Source organism: Clostridium sp. L2-50, from assembly GCF_000154245.1.
In the GTDB taxonomy this organism is placed as follows: Bacteria; Bacillota; Clostridia; order Lachnospirales; family Lachnospiraceae; genus Coprococcus.
Genome location: NZ_DS480326.1, coordinates 115145 through 132587 on the forward strand (window position 1 = coordinate 115145; position 17443 = coordinate 132587).

The 17443-nt window shown below is 41.4% G+C and carries 27 protein-coding genes; 1 reads left to right on the forward strand and 26 read right to left on the reverse strand.

Annotation, left to right across the window (positions count from 1 at the left end; translation table 11 throughout):
- Nucleotides 1-2: 2 nt before the first annotated feature.
- The 23 genes from rplO to CLOL250_RS11755 all read right to left on the reverse strand — a co-directional run bounded on the left by rplO (nt 3) and on the right by CLOL250_RS11755 (nt 12077).
- Nucleotides 3-443 carry a 50S ribosomal protein L15 gene (gene rplO, locus CLOL250_RS11645; protein ID WP_021944970.1) on the reverse strand — a complete coding sequence of 147 codons (441 nt, stop codon included), beginning with the start codon at nt 441-443 and terminating at the stop codon, nt 3-5.
- Nucleotides 444-467: 24 nt separating this feature from the next.
- Nucleotides 468-650, reverse strand: coding sequence for a 50S ribosomal protein L30 (gene rpmD, locus CLOL250_RS11650; RefSeq protein ID WP_008402727.1), 183 nt, complete (start codon nt 648-650; stop codon nt 468-470).
- A 14-nt stretch (nt 651-664) separates the two neighbouring features.
- Nucleotides 665-1174, reverse strand: a complete 510-nt coding sequence (rpsE, locus tag CLOL250_RS11655) for a 30S ribosomal protein S5 (protein WP_008402728.1) — start codon at nt 1172-1174, stop codon at nt 665-667.
- 19 nt (nt 1175-1193) lie between these two features.
- On the reverse strand, nt 1194-1562 hold the full coding sequence (gene rplR, locus CLOL250_RS11660) for a 50S ribosomal protein L18 (RefSeq protein ID WP_008402729.1): 369 nt from the start codon (nt 1560-1562) through the stop codon (nt 1194-1196).
- A gap of 17 nt (nt 1563-1579) precedes the next feature.
- Nucleotides 1580-2119 carry a 50S ribosomal protein L6 gene (gene rplF, locus CLOL250_RS11665; RefSeq protein WP_044946090.1) on the reverse strand — a complete coding sequence of 180 codons (540 nt, stop codon included), beginning with the start codon at nt 2117-2119 and terminating at the stop codon, nt 1580-1582.
- 291 nt (nt 2120-2410) lie between these two features.
- Nucleotides 2411-2812 (reverse strand): 30S ribosomal protein S8, encoded by a 402-nt coding sequence (gene rpsH / locus CLOL250_RS11670; RefSeq protein WP_044946095.1) that lies wholly within the window; start codon nt 2810-2812, stop codon nt 2411-2413.
- A gap of 24 nt (nt 2813-2836) precedes the next feature.
- The gene (locus CLOL250_RS11675; RefSeq protein WP_008402734.1) at nt 2837-3022 is read right to left on the reverse strand and encodes a type Z 30S ribosomal protein S14; all 186 of its coding nucleotides are present in this window, start codon (nt 3020-3022) and stop codon (nt 2837-2839) included.
- Nucleotides 3023-3042: 20 nt separating this feature from the next.
- The gene (gene rplE, locus CLOL250_RS11680; protein ID WP_008402736.1) at nt 3043-3582 is read right to left on the reverse strand and encodes a 50S ribosomal protein L5; all 540 of its coding nucleotides are present in this window, start codon (nt 3580-3582) and stop codon (nt 3043-3045) included.
- A 20-nt stretch (nt 3583-3602) separates the two neighbouring features.
- Complete coding sequence (gene rplX / locus CLOL250_RS11685; RefSeq protein ID WP_008402738.1) at nt 3603-3920, reverse strand: 50S ribosomal protein L24; 318 nt, start codon at nt 3918-3920, stop codon at nt 3603-3605.
- A 13-nt stretch (nt 3921-3933) separates the two neighbouring features.
- Nucleotides 3934-4302, reverse strand: coding sequence for a 50S ribosomal protein L14 (gene rplN, locus CLOL250_RS11690; protein WP_008402739.1), 369 nt, complete (start codon nt 4300-4302; stop codon nt 3934-3936).
- A gap of 13 nt (nt 4303-4315) precedes the next feature.
- Nucleotides 4316-4573 (reverse strand): 30S ribosomal protein S17, encoded by a 258-nt coding sequence (gene rpsQ, locus CLOL250_RS11695; protein WP_173783815.1) that lies wholly within the window; start codon nt 4571-4573, stop codon nt 4316-4318.
- 21 nt (nt 4574-4594) lie between these two features.
- Nucleotides 4595-4780 carry a 50S ribosomal protein L29 gene (gene rpmC, locus CLOL250_RS11700; protein WP_173783816.1) on the reverse strand — a complete coding sequence of 62 codons (186 nt, stop codon included), beginning with the start codon at nt 4778-4780 and terminating at the stop codon, nt 4595-4597.
- Nucleotides 4781-4787: 7 nt separating this feature from the next.
- Nucleotides 4788-5225 carry a 50S ribosomal protein L16 gene (rplP, locus tag CLOL250_RS11705; RefSeq protein ID WP_008402742.1) on the reverse strand — a complete coding sequence of 146 codons (438 nt, stop codon included), beginning with the start codon at nt 5223-5225 and terminating at the stop codon, nt 4788-4790.
- Complete coding sequence (gene rpsC, locus CLOL250_RS11710) at nt 5225-5890, reverse strand: 30S ribosomal protein S3 (RefSeq protein ID WP_008402743.1); 666 nt, start codon at nt 5888-5890, stop codon at nt 5225-5227. The genes rplP and rpsC overlap by 1 nt, the downstream gene beginning before the upstream one ends.
- A gap of 10 nt (nt 5891-5900) precedes the next feature.
- The gene (gene rplV, locus CLOL250_RS11715) at nt 5901-6287 is read right to left on the reverse strand and encodes a 50S ribosomal protein L22 (protein ID WP_008402744.1); all 387 of its coding nucleotides are present in this window, start codon (nt 6285-6287) and stop codon (nt 5901-5903) included.
- A gap of 31 nt (nt 6288-6318) precedes the next feature.
- The gene (gene rpsS, locus CLOL250_RS11720) at nt 6319-6597 is read right to left on the reverse strand and encodes a 30S ribosomal protein S19 (protein WP_044946096.1); all 279 of its coding nucleotides are present in this window, start codon (nt 6595-6597) and stop codon (nt 6319-6321) included.
- A 19-nt stretch (nt 6598-6616) separates the two neighbouring features.
- Nucleotides 6617-7462: a 50S ribosomal protein L2 gene (gene rplB / locus CLOL250_RS11725; RefSeq protein WP_044946097.1), complete on the reverse strand. Its 846-nt coding sequence runs from the start codon at nt 7460-7462 to the stop codon at nt 6617-6619.
- Between the two features lie 64 nt (nt 7463-7526).
- Nucleotides 7527-7826 (reverse strand): 50S ribosomal protein L23, encoded by a 300-nt coding sequence (gene rplW / locus CLOL250_RS11730; protein ID WP_008402748.1) that lies wholly within the window; start codon nt 7824-7826, stop codon nt 7527-7529.
- Nucleotides 7826-8446: a 50S ribosomal protein L4 gene (gene rplD / locus CLOL250_RS11735; RefSeq protein WP_008402750.1), complete on the reverse strand. Its 621-nt coding sequence runs from the start codon at nt 8444-8446 to the stop codon at nt 7826-7828. Before rplD ends, rplW begins: the two co-directional genes overlap by 1 nt.
- A gap of 22 nt (nt 8447-8468) precedes the next feature.
- Nucleotides 8469-9152, reverse strand: a complete 684-nt coding sequence (gene rplC, locus CLOL250_RS11740) for a 50S ribosomal protein L3 (protein ID WP_008402751.1) — start codon at nt 9150-9152, stop codon at nt 8469-8471.
- Between the two features lie 156 nt (nt 9153-9308).
- Nucleotides 9309-9620, reverse strand: a complete 312-nt coding sequence (gene rpsJ / locus CLOL250_RS11745; RefSeq protein ID WP_008402752.1) for a 30S ribosomal protein S10 — start codon at nt 9618-9620, stop codon at nt 9309-9311.
- Nucleotides 9621-10044: 424 nt separating this feature from the next.
- Nucleotides 10045-10920 carry an OST-HTH/LOTUS domain-containing protein gene (locus CLOL250_RS11750; RefSeq protein ID WP_008402753.1) on the reverse strand — a complete coding sequence of 292 codons (876 nt, stop codon included), beginning with the start codon at nt 10918-10920 and terminating at the stop codon, nt 10045-10047.
- Nucleotides 10917-12077, reverse strand: a complete 1161-nt coding sequence (locus tag CLOL250_RS11755) for a class I SAM-dependent methyltransferase (RefSeq protein WP_044946128.1) — start codon at nt 12075-12077, stop codon at nt 10917-10919. The genes CLOL250_RS11750 and CLOL250_RS11755 overlap by 4 nt, the downstream gene beginning before the upstream one ends.
- A gap of 309 nt (nt 12078-12386) precedes the next feature.
- Here CLOL250_RS11755 and CLOL250_RS11760 point away from each other — a divergent pair, with 309 nt between their 5' ends.
- The gene (locus CLOL250_RS11760) at nt 12387-13250 is read left to right on the forward strand and encodes a class I SAM-dependent methyltransferase (protein WP_008402755.1); all 864 of its coding nucleotides are present in this window, start codon (nt 12387-12389) and stop codon (nt 13248-13250) included.
- A gap of 57 nt (nt 13251-13307) precedes the next feature.
- Here the strand turns inward: CLOL250_RS11760 and CLOL250_RS11765 are convergent, their stop codons facing one another.
- From CLOL250_RS11765 to CLOL250_RS11775, 3 genes are all read right to left on the reverse strand, one after another.
- Entirely contained in the window at nt 13308-14666 is a 1359-nt protein-coding gene (locus CLOL250_RS11765; RefSeq protein ID WP_008402756.1) for a citrate/2-methylcitrate synthase, read from the reverse strand.
- Between the two features lie 72 nt (nt 14667-14738).
- Nucleotides 14739-15362, reverse strand: coding sequence for a metallophosphoesterase family protein (locus tag CLOL250_RS11770; RefSeq protein ID WP_044946130.1), 624 nt, complete (start codon nt 15360-15362; stop codon nt 14739-14741).
- A 115-nt stretch (nt 15363-15477) separates the two neighbouring features.
- A complete protein-coding gene (locus CLOL250_RS11775) occupies nt 15478-17424 on the reverse strand; it encodes a BMP family ABC transporter substrate-binding protein (RefSeq protein ID WP_008402758.1) in 1947 nt (648 codons plus the stop codon).
- Between the last annotated feature and the right edge of the window lie 19 nt (nt 17425-17443).

Here is a 17443-nt window from a genome sequence, read left to right on the forward strand (position 1 = left end):
TATTAGATCACCTCTGCTTTTCCGCCAAGAGCTTCAATCTTCTCGACTGCTGACTTTGAAAAAGCATTTGCCTTAACTGTAAGCTTCTTTGTTAACTCTCCATTTCCAAGAATCTTAACTCCATCACGTGGATTCTTTACGATACCGCATTCAACAAGTGTATCTACTGTAACCTCTGCTCCATCCTCGAAACGATCAAGAACTGAAACATTGATTGCAACGATATCTTTGTGATTGATACATGTAAATCCTCTCTTAGGGATTCTTCTATATAAAGGCATCTGTCCGCCTTCAAATCCTGGTCTAGGTGATCCTGAACGTGCCTTCTGACCCTTATGGCCCTTACCTGCAGTCTTACCATTTCCTGAACCATGACCACGGCCTACTCTGAAATTAGTACTATGCTTAGAACCTTCTGCTGGCTTTAATGTTGATAAATTCACGACCTGCACCTCCTTCAAATATAATTAAATCTCTTCTACCTTTACTAAATAACTAACCTGCTTAACCATACCAAGAGTTGCAGCATTGTTAGGAAGTTCAACTGACTTGTTTACCTTCTTAAGTCCTAATGCTTCTACAGTTCTCTTATGCTTTGGTACGCATCCGATTGGTGATTTTACTAAAGTAACTTTTAACTTATCTGCCATCTTATAATACCTCCTTAGTTAAGTATCTCATCAACAGATTTTCCACGAAGTCTTGCGATTTCTTCCGGAGTCTTGATCTCTGAAAGACCTTTGATCGTTGCAAGAACTACGTTCTGTTTGTTGTTTGATCCTAAGGATTTTGTACGGATATTCTTGTATCCGGCAAGCTCAAGTACGTTACGGGCAGGACCGCCGGCGATAATACCGGTACCTTCTGGAGCTGACTTAAGCAATACTGTTGCGCTACCGAATTCTCCGTTCCAATCATATGGGATACTTCCGTTTTCATTTACAGGAACTGTAACAAGGTGCTTAGCTGCATCTTCCTTACCCTTACGGATAGCTTCTGGAATTTCTACAGCCTTACCAACGCCTACGCCTACATGACCGTTTTTGTCACCAACAACTACAAGACATGCAAATCTAGAATTACGTCCGCCCTTAACAACCTTAGTTACACGTTTGATATCTACTACTTTATCTTCTAATTCTAATTTACTAGCATCAATTATTTCACGCTTCATATGTTGTTCTTCCTCCTTCTTAGAATTCTAGACCAGCTTCTCTTGCTGCATCTGCTAATGCCTGAACCTTACCCTGGTAGATGAATCCTCCTCTGTCAAATACAACAGTCTTGATTCCCTTTTCCAGTGCTCTTTCAGCAACGACTTTACCAACGTATGCTGCTGCATCTACATTATCTGTCTGCTCAAGTGCTTCCTTGATTGACTTCTCTACTGTTGATGCTGCTACAATTGTGTTTCCAACTGAATCATCAATAATCTGAGCGTACATATGATTATTACTTCTGAAAACTGCTAAACGTGGTCTATCTGCTGTTCCAGCTAAATGATTACGAACACGCATATGCTTCTTAATACGAACTTCGCTTCTTGATTCTTTATTAACCATCTTATCTCACTCCTTTATTATTTCTTACCAGTCTTACCAACTTTACGTCTGATAGTCTCGTCAACATACTTGATACCTTTGCCCTTGTAAGGTTCCGGTGCTCTCTTTTCTCTGATCTCTGCTGCATACTGACCAACTTTTTCCTTGTCAATACCAACAACTGAAATCTTGTTACCATCAACCTTTACTTCGATACCTTCTGGGTCAACCATCTCAACTGGATGTGAATAACCAAGAGCAAGAACTAATTTATTGCCCTGCTTCTGAGCTCTATAACCTACACCGTTTACTTCCAGATCCTTAACATAACCCTCTGTAACACCAACGATCATGTTGTGGATAAGTGTTCTGGTAAGTCCGTGTAAAGACTTCATCTTCTTTAAATCATTAGGTCTTGAAACTGTAATTACATCAGCTTCTAACTTAATATCCATTTCTGCCGGGAGAACTCTCTCAAGTGTTCCCTTTGGTCCTTTAACAGTCACTTTATTATTTTCTGCGATATCTACAGTCACTCCTGCAGGTACAGCGATAGGCATTCTTCCGATACGTGACATTTCGCCTTCCTCCTTAAAATTTATAATATTTGTATTTGTGCTGCATGGAGTGTATCCATGCAGGCTTTAACCTCCGGTATTTTTCAGGAAATGATGCCGGAGGAATGTTTTATCAGCTTTCGCACTAACTTCGCACGGCGCTTTCAGCTTGTGCTCACTAAGTGCTCTAATGACATCCACTCGAACTAAACTCATCCATCGTCTTCGACTCGTATTCGTTAAGTCTCGGGATGGGCTTTCGCACTAACTTCGCACGGCGCTTTCAGCTTGTGCTCACTAAGTGCTCAATGCCTACCAAACAAATGCTAATACTTCGCCACCAACATTCTGCTTTCTTGCTTCCTTGTCAGTAAGTACACCTTTGTTTGTTGAAATAATTGCAGTTCCGAGTCCACCAAGTACTCTTGGAAGCTCATCCTTACTTGCATATACACGAAGACCCGGCTTAGAGATTCTCTTAAGGCCTGTGATGATCTTCTCGTTCTTATCTACACCATACTTCAATGTAATTTTGATTGTCTCAAACTTACCATCTTCGATAATGTCTACTGCCTGAACATATCCTTCTGATAAAAGGATGTCAGCAATAGCCTTTTTCATCTTTGAAGCAGGGATCTCTACTGTATCATGCTTTGCTGTGTTAGCATTACGAATTCTTGTAAGCATATCTGCTATTGGATCGCTCATTGACATAATATTTCTTCCTCCTTCTATCTCTTACCAGCTTGATTTCTTAACGCCAGGGATCTGTCCCTTGTATGCTAATTCACGGAAGCAGATTCTACAGATTCCGTATTTCTTTAATACTGAGTGTGGACGTCCACAAATCTTGCAACGTGTATATTCTCTTGATGAGAACTTCTGTTTACGCTGCTGTTTAACTTTCATTGCTGTCTTAGCCATAACGAATCTTCCTCCTTTAATTATTTGCTGTAAGGCATACCAAATAATGTTAACAGTTCACGACCTTCTTCGTCTGTCTCTGCTGTTGTAACAAAGATGATATCCATACCTCTGACTTTATCAATCTTATCGTACTCGATTTCCGGGAAAATAAGCTGTTCCTTGATACCTAAAGCATAGTTACCTCTGCCATCGAAACCATTAGGATTAACACCTCTAAAGTCACGTACACGAGGAAGTGCAAGGTTTACAAGACGATCTAAGAACTCATACATCTTCTCGCCACGAAGTGTTACTTTACATCCGATAGGCATTCCTTCTCTTAACTTGAAGTTAGCAACGGACTTTCTCGCACGTGTAACAACTGCCTTCTGACCAGCGATTGTTTCAAGATCCTTGATAGCTGCGTCTAAAACTTTAGCATTTTCTCTTGCTTCACCAACGCCCATGTTAATAACGATCTTATCAAGCTTTGGGATCTGCATTACATTTTTATATCCAAATTTTTCAGTCATGGCGCTTTTGATTTCAGCGTCATACTTTTCTCTAAGTCTACTCAACTAAGACGACCTCCTTCCAATTAATCTATCTTCTCTGTTTTGCCATCTACTTTAGCAACACGGACTTTATCTTTACCTGTTCCTTCAAAACCAACTCTTACCGGCTTGCCTTTGTAAAGATACATTACATTGGAGATGTCCATTGGAGCTTCCATTTCGATAATTCCGCCTGCCTGGTTAGCCATGCTTGGCTTGCTGTGCTTAAATACTTTATTTACGCCTTCAACGACTACAGTACCGTTCTTCTTGTCAACACGAAGGACCTTGCCTTCTTTGCCTTTGTCCTTGCCGGCAATAACCTGTACCATATCATCTTTCTTAATCTTTAATGTTGCCATGGTCTACACCTCCTTATAATACTTCAGGTGCAAGTGAGACAATCTTCATGAACTTCTTGTCTCTTAACTCTCTTGCAACTGGTCCAAAGATACGTGTTCCTCTTGGATTTAAATCGTCTTTTATAATAACTGCTGCGTTCTCATCAAACTTGATGTATGAACCATCCTTACGACGAGCGCCCTTCTTTGATCTTACTACTACGGCCTTAACAACATCACCTTTTTTAACAACTCCGCCTGGTGTTGCGTCTTTAACAGAGGCAACGATGATATCGCCGATATTTGCATATCTTCTTACTGAGCCGCCTAAAACTCTGATGCAAAGGAGCTCTTTGGCACCAGTATTATCAGCAACTTTAAGTCTTGTTTCCTGCTGAACCATTTTATTTGCCTCCTTATTTAGCCTTCTCTATAATCTCAACAAGTCTCCATCTCTTATCCTTTGATAAAGGTCTTGTTTCCATAACTCTTACTCTATCGCCAATATTGCACTCATTCTTCTCATCATGAGCCTTTAACTTGTAAGTTCTCTTTACGATCTTTCCATAAAGAGGATGCTTAACATTATCTACGATAGAAACAACGATTGTCTTGTCCATCTTGTCACTTGTAACGATACCTACACGTGTTTTTCTCAGATTTCTTTCCACAATATATTCCTCCTTCTAAGATAATTAAGCATTAGCCTTCTGGGCTATAACTGTCTGTATTCTTGCAATATTCTTTCTTACATCTTTGATTCTGCTTGTGTTCTCTAACTGATTTGTAGCATTCTGGAATCTTAAGTTAAATAATTCCTTCTTTGCAGCTACTAATTCGTTCTGAAGCTCATCAACAGATTTAGCATTTAATTCGTTCATATAGTCCTTAGTTTTCACTGCCTGCTACCTCCTCTAATTCTTCTTTTGAAACGATCTTACACTTAAGTGGAAGCTTGTGCATAGCAAGTCTTAAAGCTTCTTTTGCTACTTCTTCAGGTACGTCTGCAATCTCAAACATAACTCTGCCCGGCTTAACAACTGCTACCCAGTACTCAAGTGCTCCCTTACCTGAACCCATACGAGTTTCAGCCGGCTTAGCTGTAACTGGCTTATCAGGAAAGATCTTGATAAATACTTTACCACTACGCTTCATATATCTTGTCATCGCAATACGGGCTGCTTCGATCTGGTTTGACTTGATCCATGCAGGCTCAAGTGCTACTAAACCATACTGACCGTTTGTAATCTTATTGCCTCTAAGTGCCTTACCAGCCATAGTTCCTCTGAACTGCTTACGACGCTTTACTCTCTTAGGCATTAACATTATTTATCCGCTCCTTCCTTATTTCCTTTTACAGGAAGTACTTCACCATGGTAAACCCATGTCTTAACACCAACTTTACCAAATGTTGTGTCTGCTTCAGCAAAACCATAATCAATGTCAGCACGAAGTGTCTGAAGAGGAATTGTTCCCTGGCTGTAGAACTCTGTTCTAGCCATATCAGCACCACCAAGACGTCCTGAGCATGAAGCCTTGATACCAAGTGCTCCGGTTTTCATTGTTCTGCTCATGCATGACTTCATTGCTTTTCTGAATGAGATACGATTCTCAAGCTGTGCTGCAATGTTCTCAGCTACTAACTGTGCGTCTGCATCCGGCTTCTTGATTTCTTTTACATCGATGAACAGCTTCTTATCTGTAAGCTTCTGTGCATCTGCTTTGATCTTTTCGATTCCAGCTCCGCCCTTACCGATGATAACACCAGGCTTAGCTGTATATAATGCAACCTTTACTCTGTCTGCAGCTCTCTCGATCTCAATTTTTGAGATGTTTGCATTGTAAAGTGTCTTCTTTAAATAAGTTCTGATTTTATGATCTTCTACAAGGTTGTTAGAAAATTCATCATTCTTTGTGTCAGCATACCATCTTGAATCCCAATCTTTGATAACGCCGACTCTTAAACCATGAGGATTAACTTTCTGTCCCATTATTTACCTCCTATCTCTCGTCAAGCACGATTGTGATGTGACTTGTTCTCTTCTCGATTCTATATGCTCTACCCTGGGCTCTTGGATGAACTCTCTTCATTGTAGGTCCCTTGTTAGCGTAGCACTCTGCTACATAAAGGTCCTCTGCCTTAAGTCCATTGTTGTTTTCAGCATTTGCGATTGCTGACTTTAACAGCTTCTCTATAACACTTGAACCATATCTTGGGTTGTATGCCAGAATACCAAGTGCAGTCTGAACATCCTTACCTCTGATGGCATCTAATACGAAACAAGCCTTTGTTACTGACACTCTTGCATATGATACCTTAGCTGATGGTCTGGTATCTTTATTCTCATTTCTGAGTCTCTTATCATGGGATCTATGTCCTTTAGCCATGATTTAGTCCTCCTTTCAAATATTCCAAATATTATTTTCTACCCTTCTTTTCGTCTTTACCATGGCCTCTGTAGGTTCTGGTAACTACGAACTCACCAAGCTTATGTCCAACCATGTCTTCTGTAACATATACAGGTACATGCTTTCTTCCATCATGAACTGCGATTGTATGACCTACGAATGATGGGAAAATTGTTGAACGTCTTGACCAGGTCTTAACAACTTCTTTGCTATTGCTTGCATTCATAGCATCTATCTTCTTGAGTAAATGCTCATCTGCGAATGGTCCTTTTTTTAATGAACGAGCCATTGTCATACCTCCTTATTAACTATTTAATGCTCTTGCCGTCTCTTCTTCTTACGATCATCTTATTAGACTGCTTGTTCTTCTTTCTTGTCTTTAATCCCATTGCTGGCTTACCCCATGGAGTTGAAGGGCCTGAACGACCGATTGGTGCTCTACCTTCACCACCACCATGTGGATGGTCATTAGGGTTCATAACAGAACCACGAACTGTTGGTCTAACGCCCATGTGACGTTTACGTCCGGCTTTACCAATGTTAACAAGGCCATGCTCAATGTTTCCTACCTGACCGATTGTTGCACGGCAGATGATTGGAACCATTCTCATTTCGCCTGAAGGAAGTCTTAATGTTGCATACTTTCCTTCCTTAGCCATAAGCTGTGCTGAGTTACCTGCTGAACGAACAAGCTGTCCGCCCTTACCTGGGTATAACTCGATGTTGTGTACTAATGTACCAACCGGAATATTCTGAAGTGGGAGGCAGTTACCAACTTTGATCTCTGCTTCAGCACCACTCATAAGAACATCTCCTACTGCTAACTTATAAGGAGCAAGGATGTATCTCTTCTCGCCATCAGCATAGAACAGAAGTGCAATGTTTGCTGATCTGTTCGGATCATATTCGATTGCATTAACTGTTGCTGGAATTCCATCCTTATCGTTTCTCTTGAAATCTATAATTCTGTATTTACGTTTCTCACCACCGCCGTGATGTCTAACTGTGATCTTTCCCTGATTATTACGACCAGCTGTCTTGCTCATTGATACAACGAGTGATTTCTCAGGTGTTGATTTTGTGATCTCTGAAAAATCAAGACCGGTCATATTTCTTCTGGAAGGTGTATATGGGTTATATGTCTTAATTCCCATTTTTGTTCTCCTTTCGGTTCAATTTATTGTCACGCTTTTTTGCGTATAAATCTGTTTCGTTATTTTACAGTCCTTCGAAAATTTCGATCTCTTTGCTTGCTTCTGTAAGTTTAACGATTGCTTTCTTGTACTTGTCTGTTCTTCCAAGTGTTACGCCACGTCTTTTAACCTTACCGTCATTGTTCATGGTGTTAACCTTAGCAACTTCTGTTCCTTCGAACATCTTCTCTACAGCTTCTTTGATCTGAGCCTTTGTTGCTTCCGGGTGTACAAGAAATGTGTACTTCTTCTCTGCCATTGCATTCATACTTTTCTCTGTGATTACAGGCTTAAGTATAACGTCATAATATTTGATGTCTGCCATTATGCGTACACCTCCTCAATTGCTGCTACAGCATCCTTTGTAAGAACAAGCTTATCATACTTAAGAATGTCATATACACTCAGTGAGTTTGTAGCTGTTGTCTTAACTGTTGGAATGTTGTTTGCTGAAAGAACAACTTTGTCGTTCTTATCCTTTGTTACTACTAATGACTTAGGAGCTTTAAGATTTGCAAGGATCTTTGCGAATACGCTTGTCTTAACCTCTTCTAATTCAATCTTGTCAACTACAACAAGTTTATCTTCTGCAAGCTTTGCTGAAAGTGCTGACTTCATAGCAAGCTGCTTTTCTTTCTTATTCATCTTAACTGAATAATCTCTTGGCTTTGGTGCGAATACAACTCCGCCGCCTGTCCACTGTGGAGATCTTGTTGAACCCTGTCTTGCATGACCTGTTCCTTTCTGTCTCCATGGCTTTCTTCCACCACCTGATACTTCAGAACGAGTCTTTGCGCTCTGTGTACCCTGACGGCTATTTGCCTGCTGGCCAACTACAGCCAGATGCATTAAATGTTCATTTATCTCTACACCGAATACAGAATCATTGAGTTCTAATGTCTCAACTTCTTTTCCTTCGATGTCATAAACCTTAACTGATGCCATTTTCGTTCCTCCTTCCTAAAGACTACTTGCCAGTCTTTACTGTATCCTTAATCATTACTAATGATTTCTTTGGTCCCGGAACTGCGCCCTTTACCAAAATAACATCATTTTCTACATCTATCTTAACTACCTCAAGGTTCTGGATTGTAACTCTTACGCTACCCATATGTCCAGGCATCTTCTTACCTTTGAATACTCTACCCGGTGTAGTAGCTGAACCGTTTGAACCTGCATGTCTGTGATACTTGGAACCATGTCCTGAAGGACCTGACTTTAAGCCGTGTCTCTTAAGACCACCTGCATATCCCTTACCTTTTGTCTTTGCTGTAACGTCGATCTTGTCTCCTTCAGCAAATACATCGGCTTTGATCTCTGCACCAAGTTCGTACTGAGCACAGTCATCAAGTCTGAACTCTCTGTAGAAAGTCTTAGGTGTTGTGTTTGCTTTCTTTGCATGTCCAACTTCTGCCTTACCAGCACCATGTGGGTTTCTGATTACTTTCTTTCCTGATACGTCTTTTGTTGTGATTCTTTCTTTCTTTTCGCCGAATCCTACCTGAATTGCATCATAACCGTCATTCTCAACTGTTTTTACCTGGGTTACAACACATGGACCAGCCTGTAAAACTGTTACCGGCACTAACACGCCGTTTTCGTCGAAAATCTGAGTCATTCCGACTTTTGTTGCTAAAATAGCTTTCTTCATTTTAAGTTTTCCTCCTAATTTAATTCACAGCGGATTGTTTTAACAATCATACTAAATTACATCCTTCGGATGCATTAGGTTACTGCTTATGCACTGCTTCGTGCTATGTTTGTTTTTGTGATTTGATTAGTTCACTTCTAATTTTTTTGTGGCTGATTATTTCATCTTTACGTCGATGTATACGCCAGCTGATAAATCGATCTTCTGTAATGCATCAATTGTCTTCTGTGTTGGTGCAATTACGTCGATTAATCTCTTATGAGTTCTCTGCTCGAACTGTTCTCTTGAATCTTTGTACTTATGAACAGCTCTGAGGATTGTGATCTTCTCAACCTTTGTAGGCATTGGAACCGGTCCGCTGACTTTAGCTCCTGTCTTTTTAACAGTATCGATGATCTGTCCAGCAGCCTGATCGATAAGTTTGTGGTCGTACGCCTTCAATGTGATTCTCATAATCTGATTTGCCATAAAAAAAGCCGCCTCCTTTTCGCACTTTTTAATAGTACAACAAGTGGTGACTGTACACTCTCCCGTGTGTATCCTGAATTAAATCAGAATCAACACGTCGTTTCTATCCTTTTGATAGACAGTTATTGGTACAGTGACTTGTCGTCAGTAATTCTTTATTGACATTCGCTCCACGAAAAACCTGTATCTATGCGATACAGCAACCTCCGTTTCAACGCTATCATGTCACAGCACGTTTGATTATATAACACGTTTTTGCGGAATGCAAGCATTTTTTCTATATTTTTCAAGAAATTTTTTATTATATTCCCCTGCATTTTTTATCCGTCATACTGTTATATTTTATCTGTTTCTTCTATATATAATGCACAATAGAACCGCTATCGCTTATTTCATTCTATAATACACAATGAAAAGCAATCTCTTATTTCAGCTTAAAGCTCTGCTTCAGCTTCACGCCCTTGTTATTATAAATTTCCAGCTTCGGGAAACTTAAAAGAAAAGCGATATCCGATGCGTAACCATAATTTCTGGTATCAAACCGTTCGAATTCTTCTGATAATGCATCAAACAGCTCCTGCATATCATCTATCTTGTTATTCCGTTCTGACAGATACGCCGTTATAAAGTGTTCTACATTTTCCCGATCATCGATCATCTCCAGATAATACCGCTCTCCATCTTTATAGAACTGAATATCTTTTCCATTTTTCAGAATCAGTTCTTCCATGCTGGTATAACCATAATTTCTGGTATCAAATTCCGTATGCAGCTTCGTGAGCTTGTGTATCAGCCCTGACAACTCTGTACATATACCCGAAGCTCTTTCTTCTATTATAATGCGATAGACATCGGATATAATTTCCGATAACGGTGTCAGACACCGCTCCGGTTCATACCCCTGCAAAATATCTATATAACAGAAGCGATTACATCTGCGGATAAATGCTTCGCTGTGTGCGTCACTGCCCAATACCCGAATATCCTTGCCCTGCTCCTGTGCCTTTACAACTGCCGCCAGGATCGTATCATCATTGGTCACGATATCGATTCCTTCGATCTGTCTATCAAACGCACAAGCGACCAATTCTGTTATAAAAGTGCAGCTGGCACGATTTCCTCGTTCTTCTGCTCCCACCATGCGAAATCCCTGCTTCTGCAGTTCTTCTTTCGAAGTCTTTGAAACATAGCCGCATGCCAGACGATCGATCAGATCATCCTGCATCATGATCTCTCTGCATACAAGCGGTGCATAAACGGTATCCACTGTATTACAATCATACATCAAAATTCGTTTCATGAATGGCTCCTTTCTTCCGTCATCACAAGCTGCATCAGGGTCTGGCGAATGCCAAAGGTCCGGCACAACCGGTCCGCTTCTTCTTTTGCCCGTTCCCGTTTTTCCTCTGATACTGGTTTCTTCACTGCCCGGATCAAAATATTTTTAGGTGAGTGTTCAATATCAATAAATTCCAACAAATCCGTCTTATATCCGCAATATTCCAGCACACATCCACGGATCGCATCAGTCATCAATGCCGCTGTCCGTTCCTTGATGATTCCGTACTTGGTCAGTGCCGACAACTCCTCCGACCGGATCTGTTTATTTAACTCATGCTGGCAACACGGAACAGATAAGATGTATGTCGTGTTCCAGCAGATCGCATTGTAGAGCGCATAGTCAGTTGCCGTATCACAGGCATGCAAGGTCACTACCATATCAACCTTACGGTCTGTCCGGTATCCATTGATATCACCGATCTCAAACTTCAGATCCGTATATCCGCATTTTTCTGCCAGCTTATTACAATTCTTTATTACCTGTTCTTTCAGATCAAGCCCGGTAATATGCGCCGTCATATGACGGATCTCTACTATATAATAGTATAAGAAGAAAGTCAGATAGGATTTGCCGCATCCAAAATCAATAATATTGATCTCATCACCTTTATAAGACTTCAGTACATCATCTACCATCTCGATAAAGCGGTTGATCTGGCGGAACTTATCATACATGGAAGAAACCACTTTTCCTTCTTTGGTAAATATTCCAAGCTCCCGGAATGCAGGAATATCCATCCCCTCATCCAGAATATATTTCTTCTTGCGATTATTACCGCCAACCGATATCGTCTTATTCTCCGCCTGTCTGCGGCTGACTGCCAGATTTCCTTTTTTGCCTGCTTTTACATCATAATCTGTCGTCAAAGAAAATGCATTCATCTGCTTAAACTCTGCCGGAAAATGCATCGCAATATGCTCTGCCAGCCTTCCTTCTTCGATATTCTCGTGAAAGACCTGCGTCTGTGTATATTTCTCAAGCTGATATGCATTTCTGCCCTTTAATACCTTCCGGGCAAATACGATCTTCTTGTATTCTCCCTTTCCATTGCTCAGTACGACCTTATGTGGATGTGTCTCCGCGATCTCTTTTATAATATCCATATGCTTCTCCATGTTTTCTGTCTTGTATCTACTTATCATTTTATGAAACACAGCTCATGCAATGTTCTTCACAAAATCAACATTCTCGCAAGCAAATAATTTGGTATTCATCATATCAAAAATTATCTATTGCAATTATATATTTTTGTTTTGCTCTACTGCTGTGATTTTATCACCCCGGCAGATATCGGTCAATTTGTTTTCCTTATATCCTAATTTCATTTTCTTTCCATGCAGATTTCATCGTTGACTTGAAAATGACCGCACCTTATAATATAGTAGTTTTATATAAACATTTCAAACGAAACGAGGATATCGATTATGTGGACAGCAGATCACTGGCAGGATTATGAAGTAATAGATTGTTCAGATGGAGAAAAACTGGAACGATGGGGCAAATATATTCTCCTTCGTCCGGACCCACAGGTTCTGTGGTCAACTCCCAAAACAGATAAACGCTGGAAGCAGTTAAATGGTCACTACCACCGCAGCAATAAGGGCGGCGGCGAATGGGAGTTCTTTAACCTTCCGCAGCAATGGTCGATTCATTATAAGGATCTGACCTTTAACCTGAAACCATTCAGCTTCAAACACACCGGTCTGTTTCCGGAACAGGCAGCCAACTGGGACTGGTTCTCTGACCTGATCCGTTCATCCAAAAAGAAAGAGATCAAGGTATTAAATCTTTTCGCTTACACCGGCGGTGCAACCTGTGCGGCAGCAAAAGCAGGTGCTGCGGTTACTCATGTTGACGCTTCTAAGGGCATGGTTACATGGGCAAAGGAAAATGCAGTCTCATCCGGACTTGGCGATGCTCCGATCCGCTGGATCGTTGATGACTGCGTAAAATTTGTAGAACGTGAGATCCGCCGTGGCAATCACTATGATGCGATCATCATGGATCCGCCATCTTACGGCAGAGGCCCAAAGGGCGAGATCTGGAAGATTGAAGAAAAGATACATCCGTTTATCAAGCTGTGTAGCGAGCTGCTCTGCGATGATCCGCTTTTCTTCCTGGTCAATTCCTATACGACCGGGCTTGCACCAGCCGTTCTTACCTATATGATATCAACCGAGGTACAGTCTAAATTCGGCGGCCATGTTATCTCCGACGAAGTAGGACTTCCGGTTACAGGCTCCGGTCTGGTACTGCCATGCGGTGCTGCCGGAAGATGGAGTAAATAAACAAATACGGGACAGACATTAAAAATAATGCCTGCCCCGTATTTATTTTCTATAATCCTACCAGTTTCTCTCGTCCATATCCAGATATGTCTTATGCGTTCCGACATATTTATAGGCCGGACGGATGATCTTACCGGCATTTACCAGCTCTTCTATTCTATGTGCACTCCAGCCTGCAATTCTTGCGATTGCGAAGATCGGAGTGAACAGTTCGATCGGTATATCAAGCATACGATATACAAATCCACTGTAGAAATCGACATTTGCCGAGATAACGGAGTTTCGTTTCTTAGCAAGAAGTTCCATGGCGATACGTTCAATATCTGTGTACAGCTTGAATTCCTCCTGCATACCTTTTTCTTCTGCAAGTCTTCCAGCATAACGTTTCAGGATCTTGGCTCTTGGATCGGACACCGTATAAACAGCATGTCCCATACCATAGATCAGACCGCTATGATCAAAGCCCTTCTTATCAAGCAGTCCCTGAAGATATTCACGGATCGCCGCTTCATCGCTCCAGTCTTTTACATGAGCCTTCAAGTCATCCATCATCTGCTGAACCTTCAGGTTCGCACCACCATGCTTCGGTCCTTTTAAAGAACCAAGAGAACCGGCAACGGTTGAATAGGTATCAGTTCCGGTTGATGATATAACATGTGTTGTAAATGTGGAGTTGTTACCACCACCATGCTCTGAATGAAGCACCAGACAGATATCCAGTACCTGCGCTTCAAGCTCAGTATACTTCTTATCCGCACGGATCAGGCGAAGGAAATTCTCTGCTGTCGAAAGGCCCGGCTTCGGATTGTGAATGATAAGACTCTTATCCTGATAATAATGCTTATAGCCCTGATAGCCATATGCAGCGATCAGCGGAAACTGTGCAATCAGTTCCATACTTTGACGAAGGACATTTCGAATGCTGATGTCATCCGGGCAGTCATCATATGAATATAAAGTAAGCACACAACGCTGTAAGACATTCATCATATTCTTACTTGGTGCTTTTAAAATCACATCACGAGCAAACTTTCTTGGGAGCTCCCGGAACGTCTCCATCAATTCCTTAAATTTATTAAACTGAGTTCTGGTCGGCAGTTCACCGAATAAAAGCAGATAGATTGTCTCCTCAAAGCCGAACTTGCTTCCGTGGAATCCACGTTCCAGATCTTCGATATTATATCCCTGAATATAGAGTCTTCCATCTGCCGGCACCAGCTCACCATCCTGAACTGCAAAACCGGATACATCTGAAATCTCTGTCAGACCTGTTAAGACACCTTTTCCATTTGAATCACGAAGGCCTCTCTTAACATCATATGTAACATAGAGGTTCTGATCGATCGTACCTGAATCATTGCAATAACCAACCAGTTCATCTAAAATTTTCTCGTACTCTGCACTTCCCTTTTCCAAACCTCTATCTCCTTTCGAATATAGTATTTAAGCCAAGCTTAAGTTTATCAAACTTTCGCCTGGCTTGCAAGACTATTTCGCTGCCTGTAAGGCAGTCTCATCTATTTCTATAATATATTTTTCAAATGCATTTATGATCGTGGTATCCAGGTATCTGGATTCCCGTACAAAATCCCTGCCATAATTACTATGCACATGACCATGTACCAGATACTGCGGATGATAGTCTTCGATCATTGTCCGGAAGCACTTGAAACCGGTATGACAAAGATCCTCGGAATCATTGATCCGATACGCAGGGGCATGCGTGATCATAATATCAAATCCACGATGTTTTCTTATCTGCCGACCCAGCTTACGAATGCGCTTCTCCATTGCTTTCTCGGTATACTGATGCGGTGCACCATTGTACTGATACTCCATACAGCCTCCAAGGCCCAGAATCCGTATTCCTTTATATACATAGATTCGATCGTCGATGCAGATACAACCATCCGGTGGTGTGTCTGCATAACAGGTATCGTGGTTCCCATATACATACAGAACCGGAGCATGTGTAAATGTCGCAAGGAACGACAGATACTGCGGTGCCAGGTCGCCGCAGGAAATGATCAGGTCAATTCCTTCTAATTTTTTCTTATCAAAATAATCCCATAGGTATTTTGATTCTGCATCCGCAAGAACAAGAATCTTCATATCCGTATCTCCGTGTTTTCTTTTCTTTTCTACGAAACTGTACCCCGCCTGTTTCCATAAAGAAAACCCGCTCATCTACATTCGTACTCTGGATCACAAGACCCGCATAGCCTTATTATACTATGTCTGTAGTTTTTTTCAATTCCAGATTTTCCGGCGTATTAACTCCCTGGAAAGCAACAACATCTCTGGCATCTTCTACCAGCTCATCCAGAGTCGGGATCGAACCAACAACAATATCTGCCAACCAATCCATCTTCATGATCTCCTCAGGGCTCATTTCACCATCTTCATCATCACGAACCACTCCATTCTGTGAATAGAGCTTGCCGTAGAATGGACTTACCGTACCATCCTTGATCAAGCGCTTCATCAGATTTACCAGTCTCGCCGTTCCAACCGGAAGATGGTTCGAACAGATCACATCGATCACTCCGGCAGACATGCCCCACCAGTAATTCAGAACCTTTACTTTCTCGTTCTTTTCTTCCAGCTTCCAGTTACCGTCCAGAATCAACTGAACGATCTTCTCATAGAATACGCGCCAGTTGTAAAATGGCATCGCAAGATTCGATATCTCGTTCCCATCGCAGGAATACAGACCGAATTCACGGGAGGCCGTAAGCGGTGTGATCATATCCTTATCGGATACATAGGAGATGCCCAGTTCCTTAAACCGTTTCTTCGGATCGGAGCCTTTGACCTTTGACCACTCCAGATAGATTTTCGCTCTTGGATTCACAAACTTTGCTCCCATCGCAAATGCGTTGATGTTCGCCGTCGTTCCATAGATCGGATAATCAGCTACATAGCCGATCCTGCCATCCTCACAGAGTGAACCTGCGATAATACCGGTTATAAACTTCGCCTCATACATTCTCGCATAATACGTTCTGACATGGCTGGTCGATACATTTAACGAGCAGTTTAATATCTTCAATTCCGGATATTTGATCGCAGCCTTTAATGACTCCGGAAGCATCTCCGGTCCGGTTGTAAATACAACATCGAATTTGTCCTGTGCGATCTGCTCCAGGCATTCTGCAAGCTTCGTATTATCATCCATATTCGAAAAAGTATGTGTCTCAACCCGATCCTTGAATTTACCTTCTACGCCCATTCTTCCAAGATCATGACTGTAGATCCATACAGAATTCTCAGGCTCTTTATCATAAACAAATGCAATCTTAAGCTTCTTCGGTACCGGCGTGATACTGAACAGCTTCTTCTTTGACTCTACCGGTTCCAGCTTCGGAACGATCGTCATGTTCTTCTTCTGTGCACTTAATACGATCTCGTCCCAGACCTTATCCAGATTTTCCTTTACCTCATCATAAGACATATCCTGTAACGCCTTGTATCCATATACATTTAAAAATACAAGCATAGCATCATCTACCGTGATCGGAAGACTGTCACTGCCGTTTTTCTGCCTGTATGCTGTATCAAATGCCAGATGTGCCGAATTCAGGTTCATACGATCATCATCCGTAAATTCACCATCCGGTGCCAATCCTATATATTCTCTTAATTTGTCATATCCGCCAAGCTGTGTGAACCATATATAGTTGATTCCTGTCTGCTTATGGAAATCTACAAATTCATAATAAATCTTGTTTTCCGGCTCATCTGTCCGCTTCGGCAGCTTTCTGATTACCATCGCAGGGACAGAATCCGCACCGAAATATTTCAGTACGCTGACACGCTTATTTCCCTCTATGACATAGAATTTATTCATATATTCATATACTTTGATCGGATCATGGATTCCTTCTTCTATATGAGAGTCACAGAGAGATGACCATTTATTTCCGAATTCAGAATTCGCATCTAATATAGGCATGAAGTTACTTGCAAATGCTGTAGTACGACCTTTTGTCGCTGTACCTACAACCCGATCGAGAGAAATATGCTGTAAACCAAGATTTACTTCGCCTGCAATATCGGAATTCGTGATCAGTTCATCCAGTACCGGCAGATATGGATATTCATTTTTAGAAAGTGCAGCCTGATATCTCTTTTCACCAAGCTTCTGCGCTTTTACATAATCATTTAATGACATGTTAAAAACCTCCTATCTG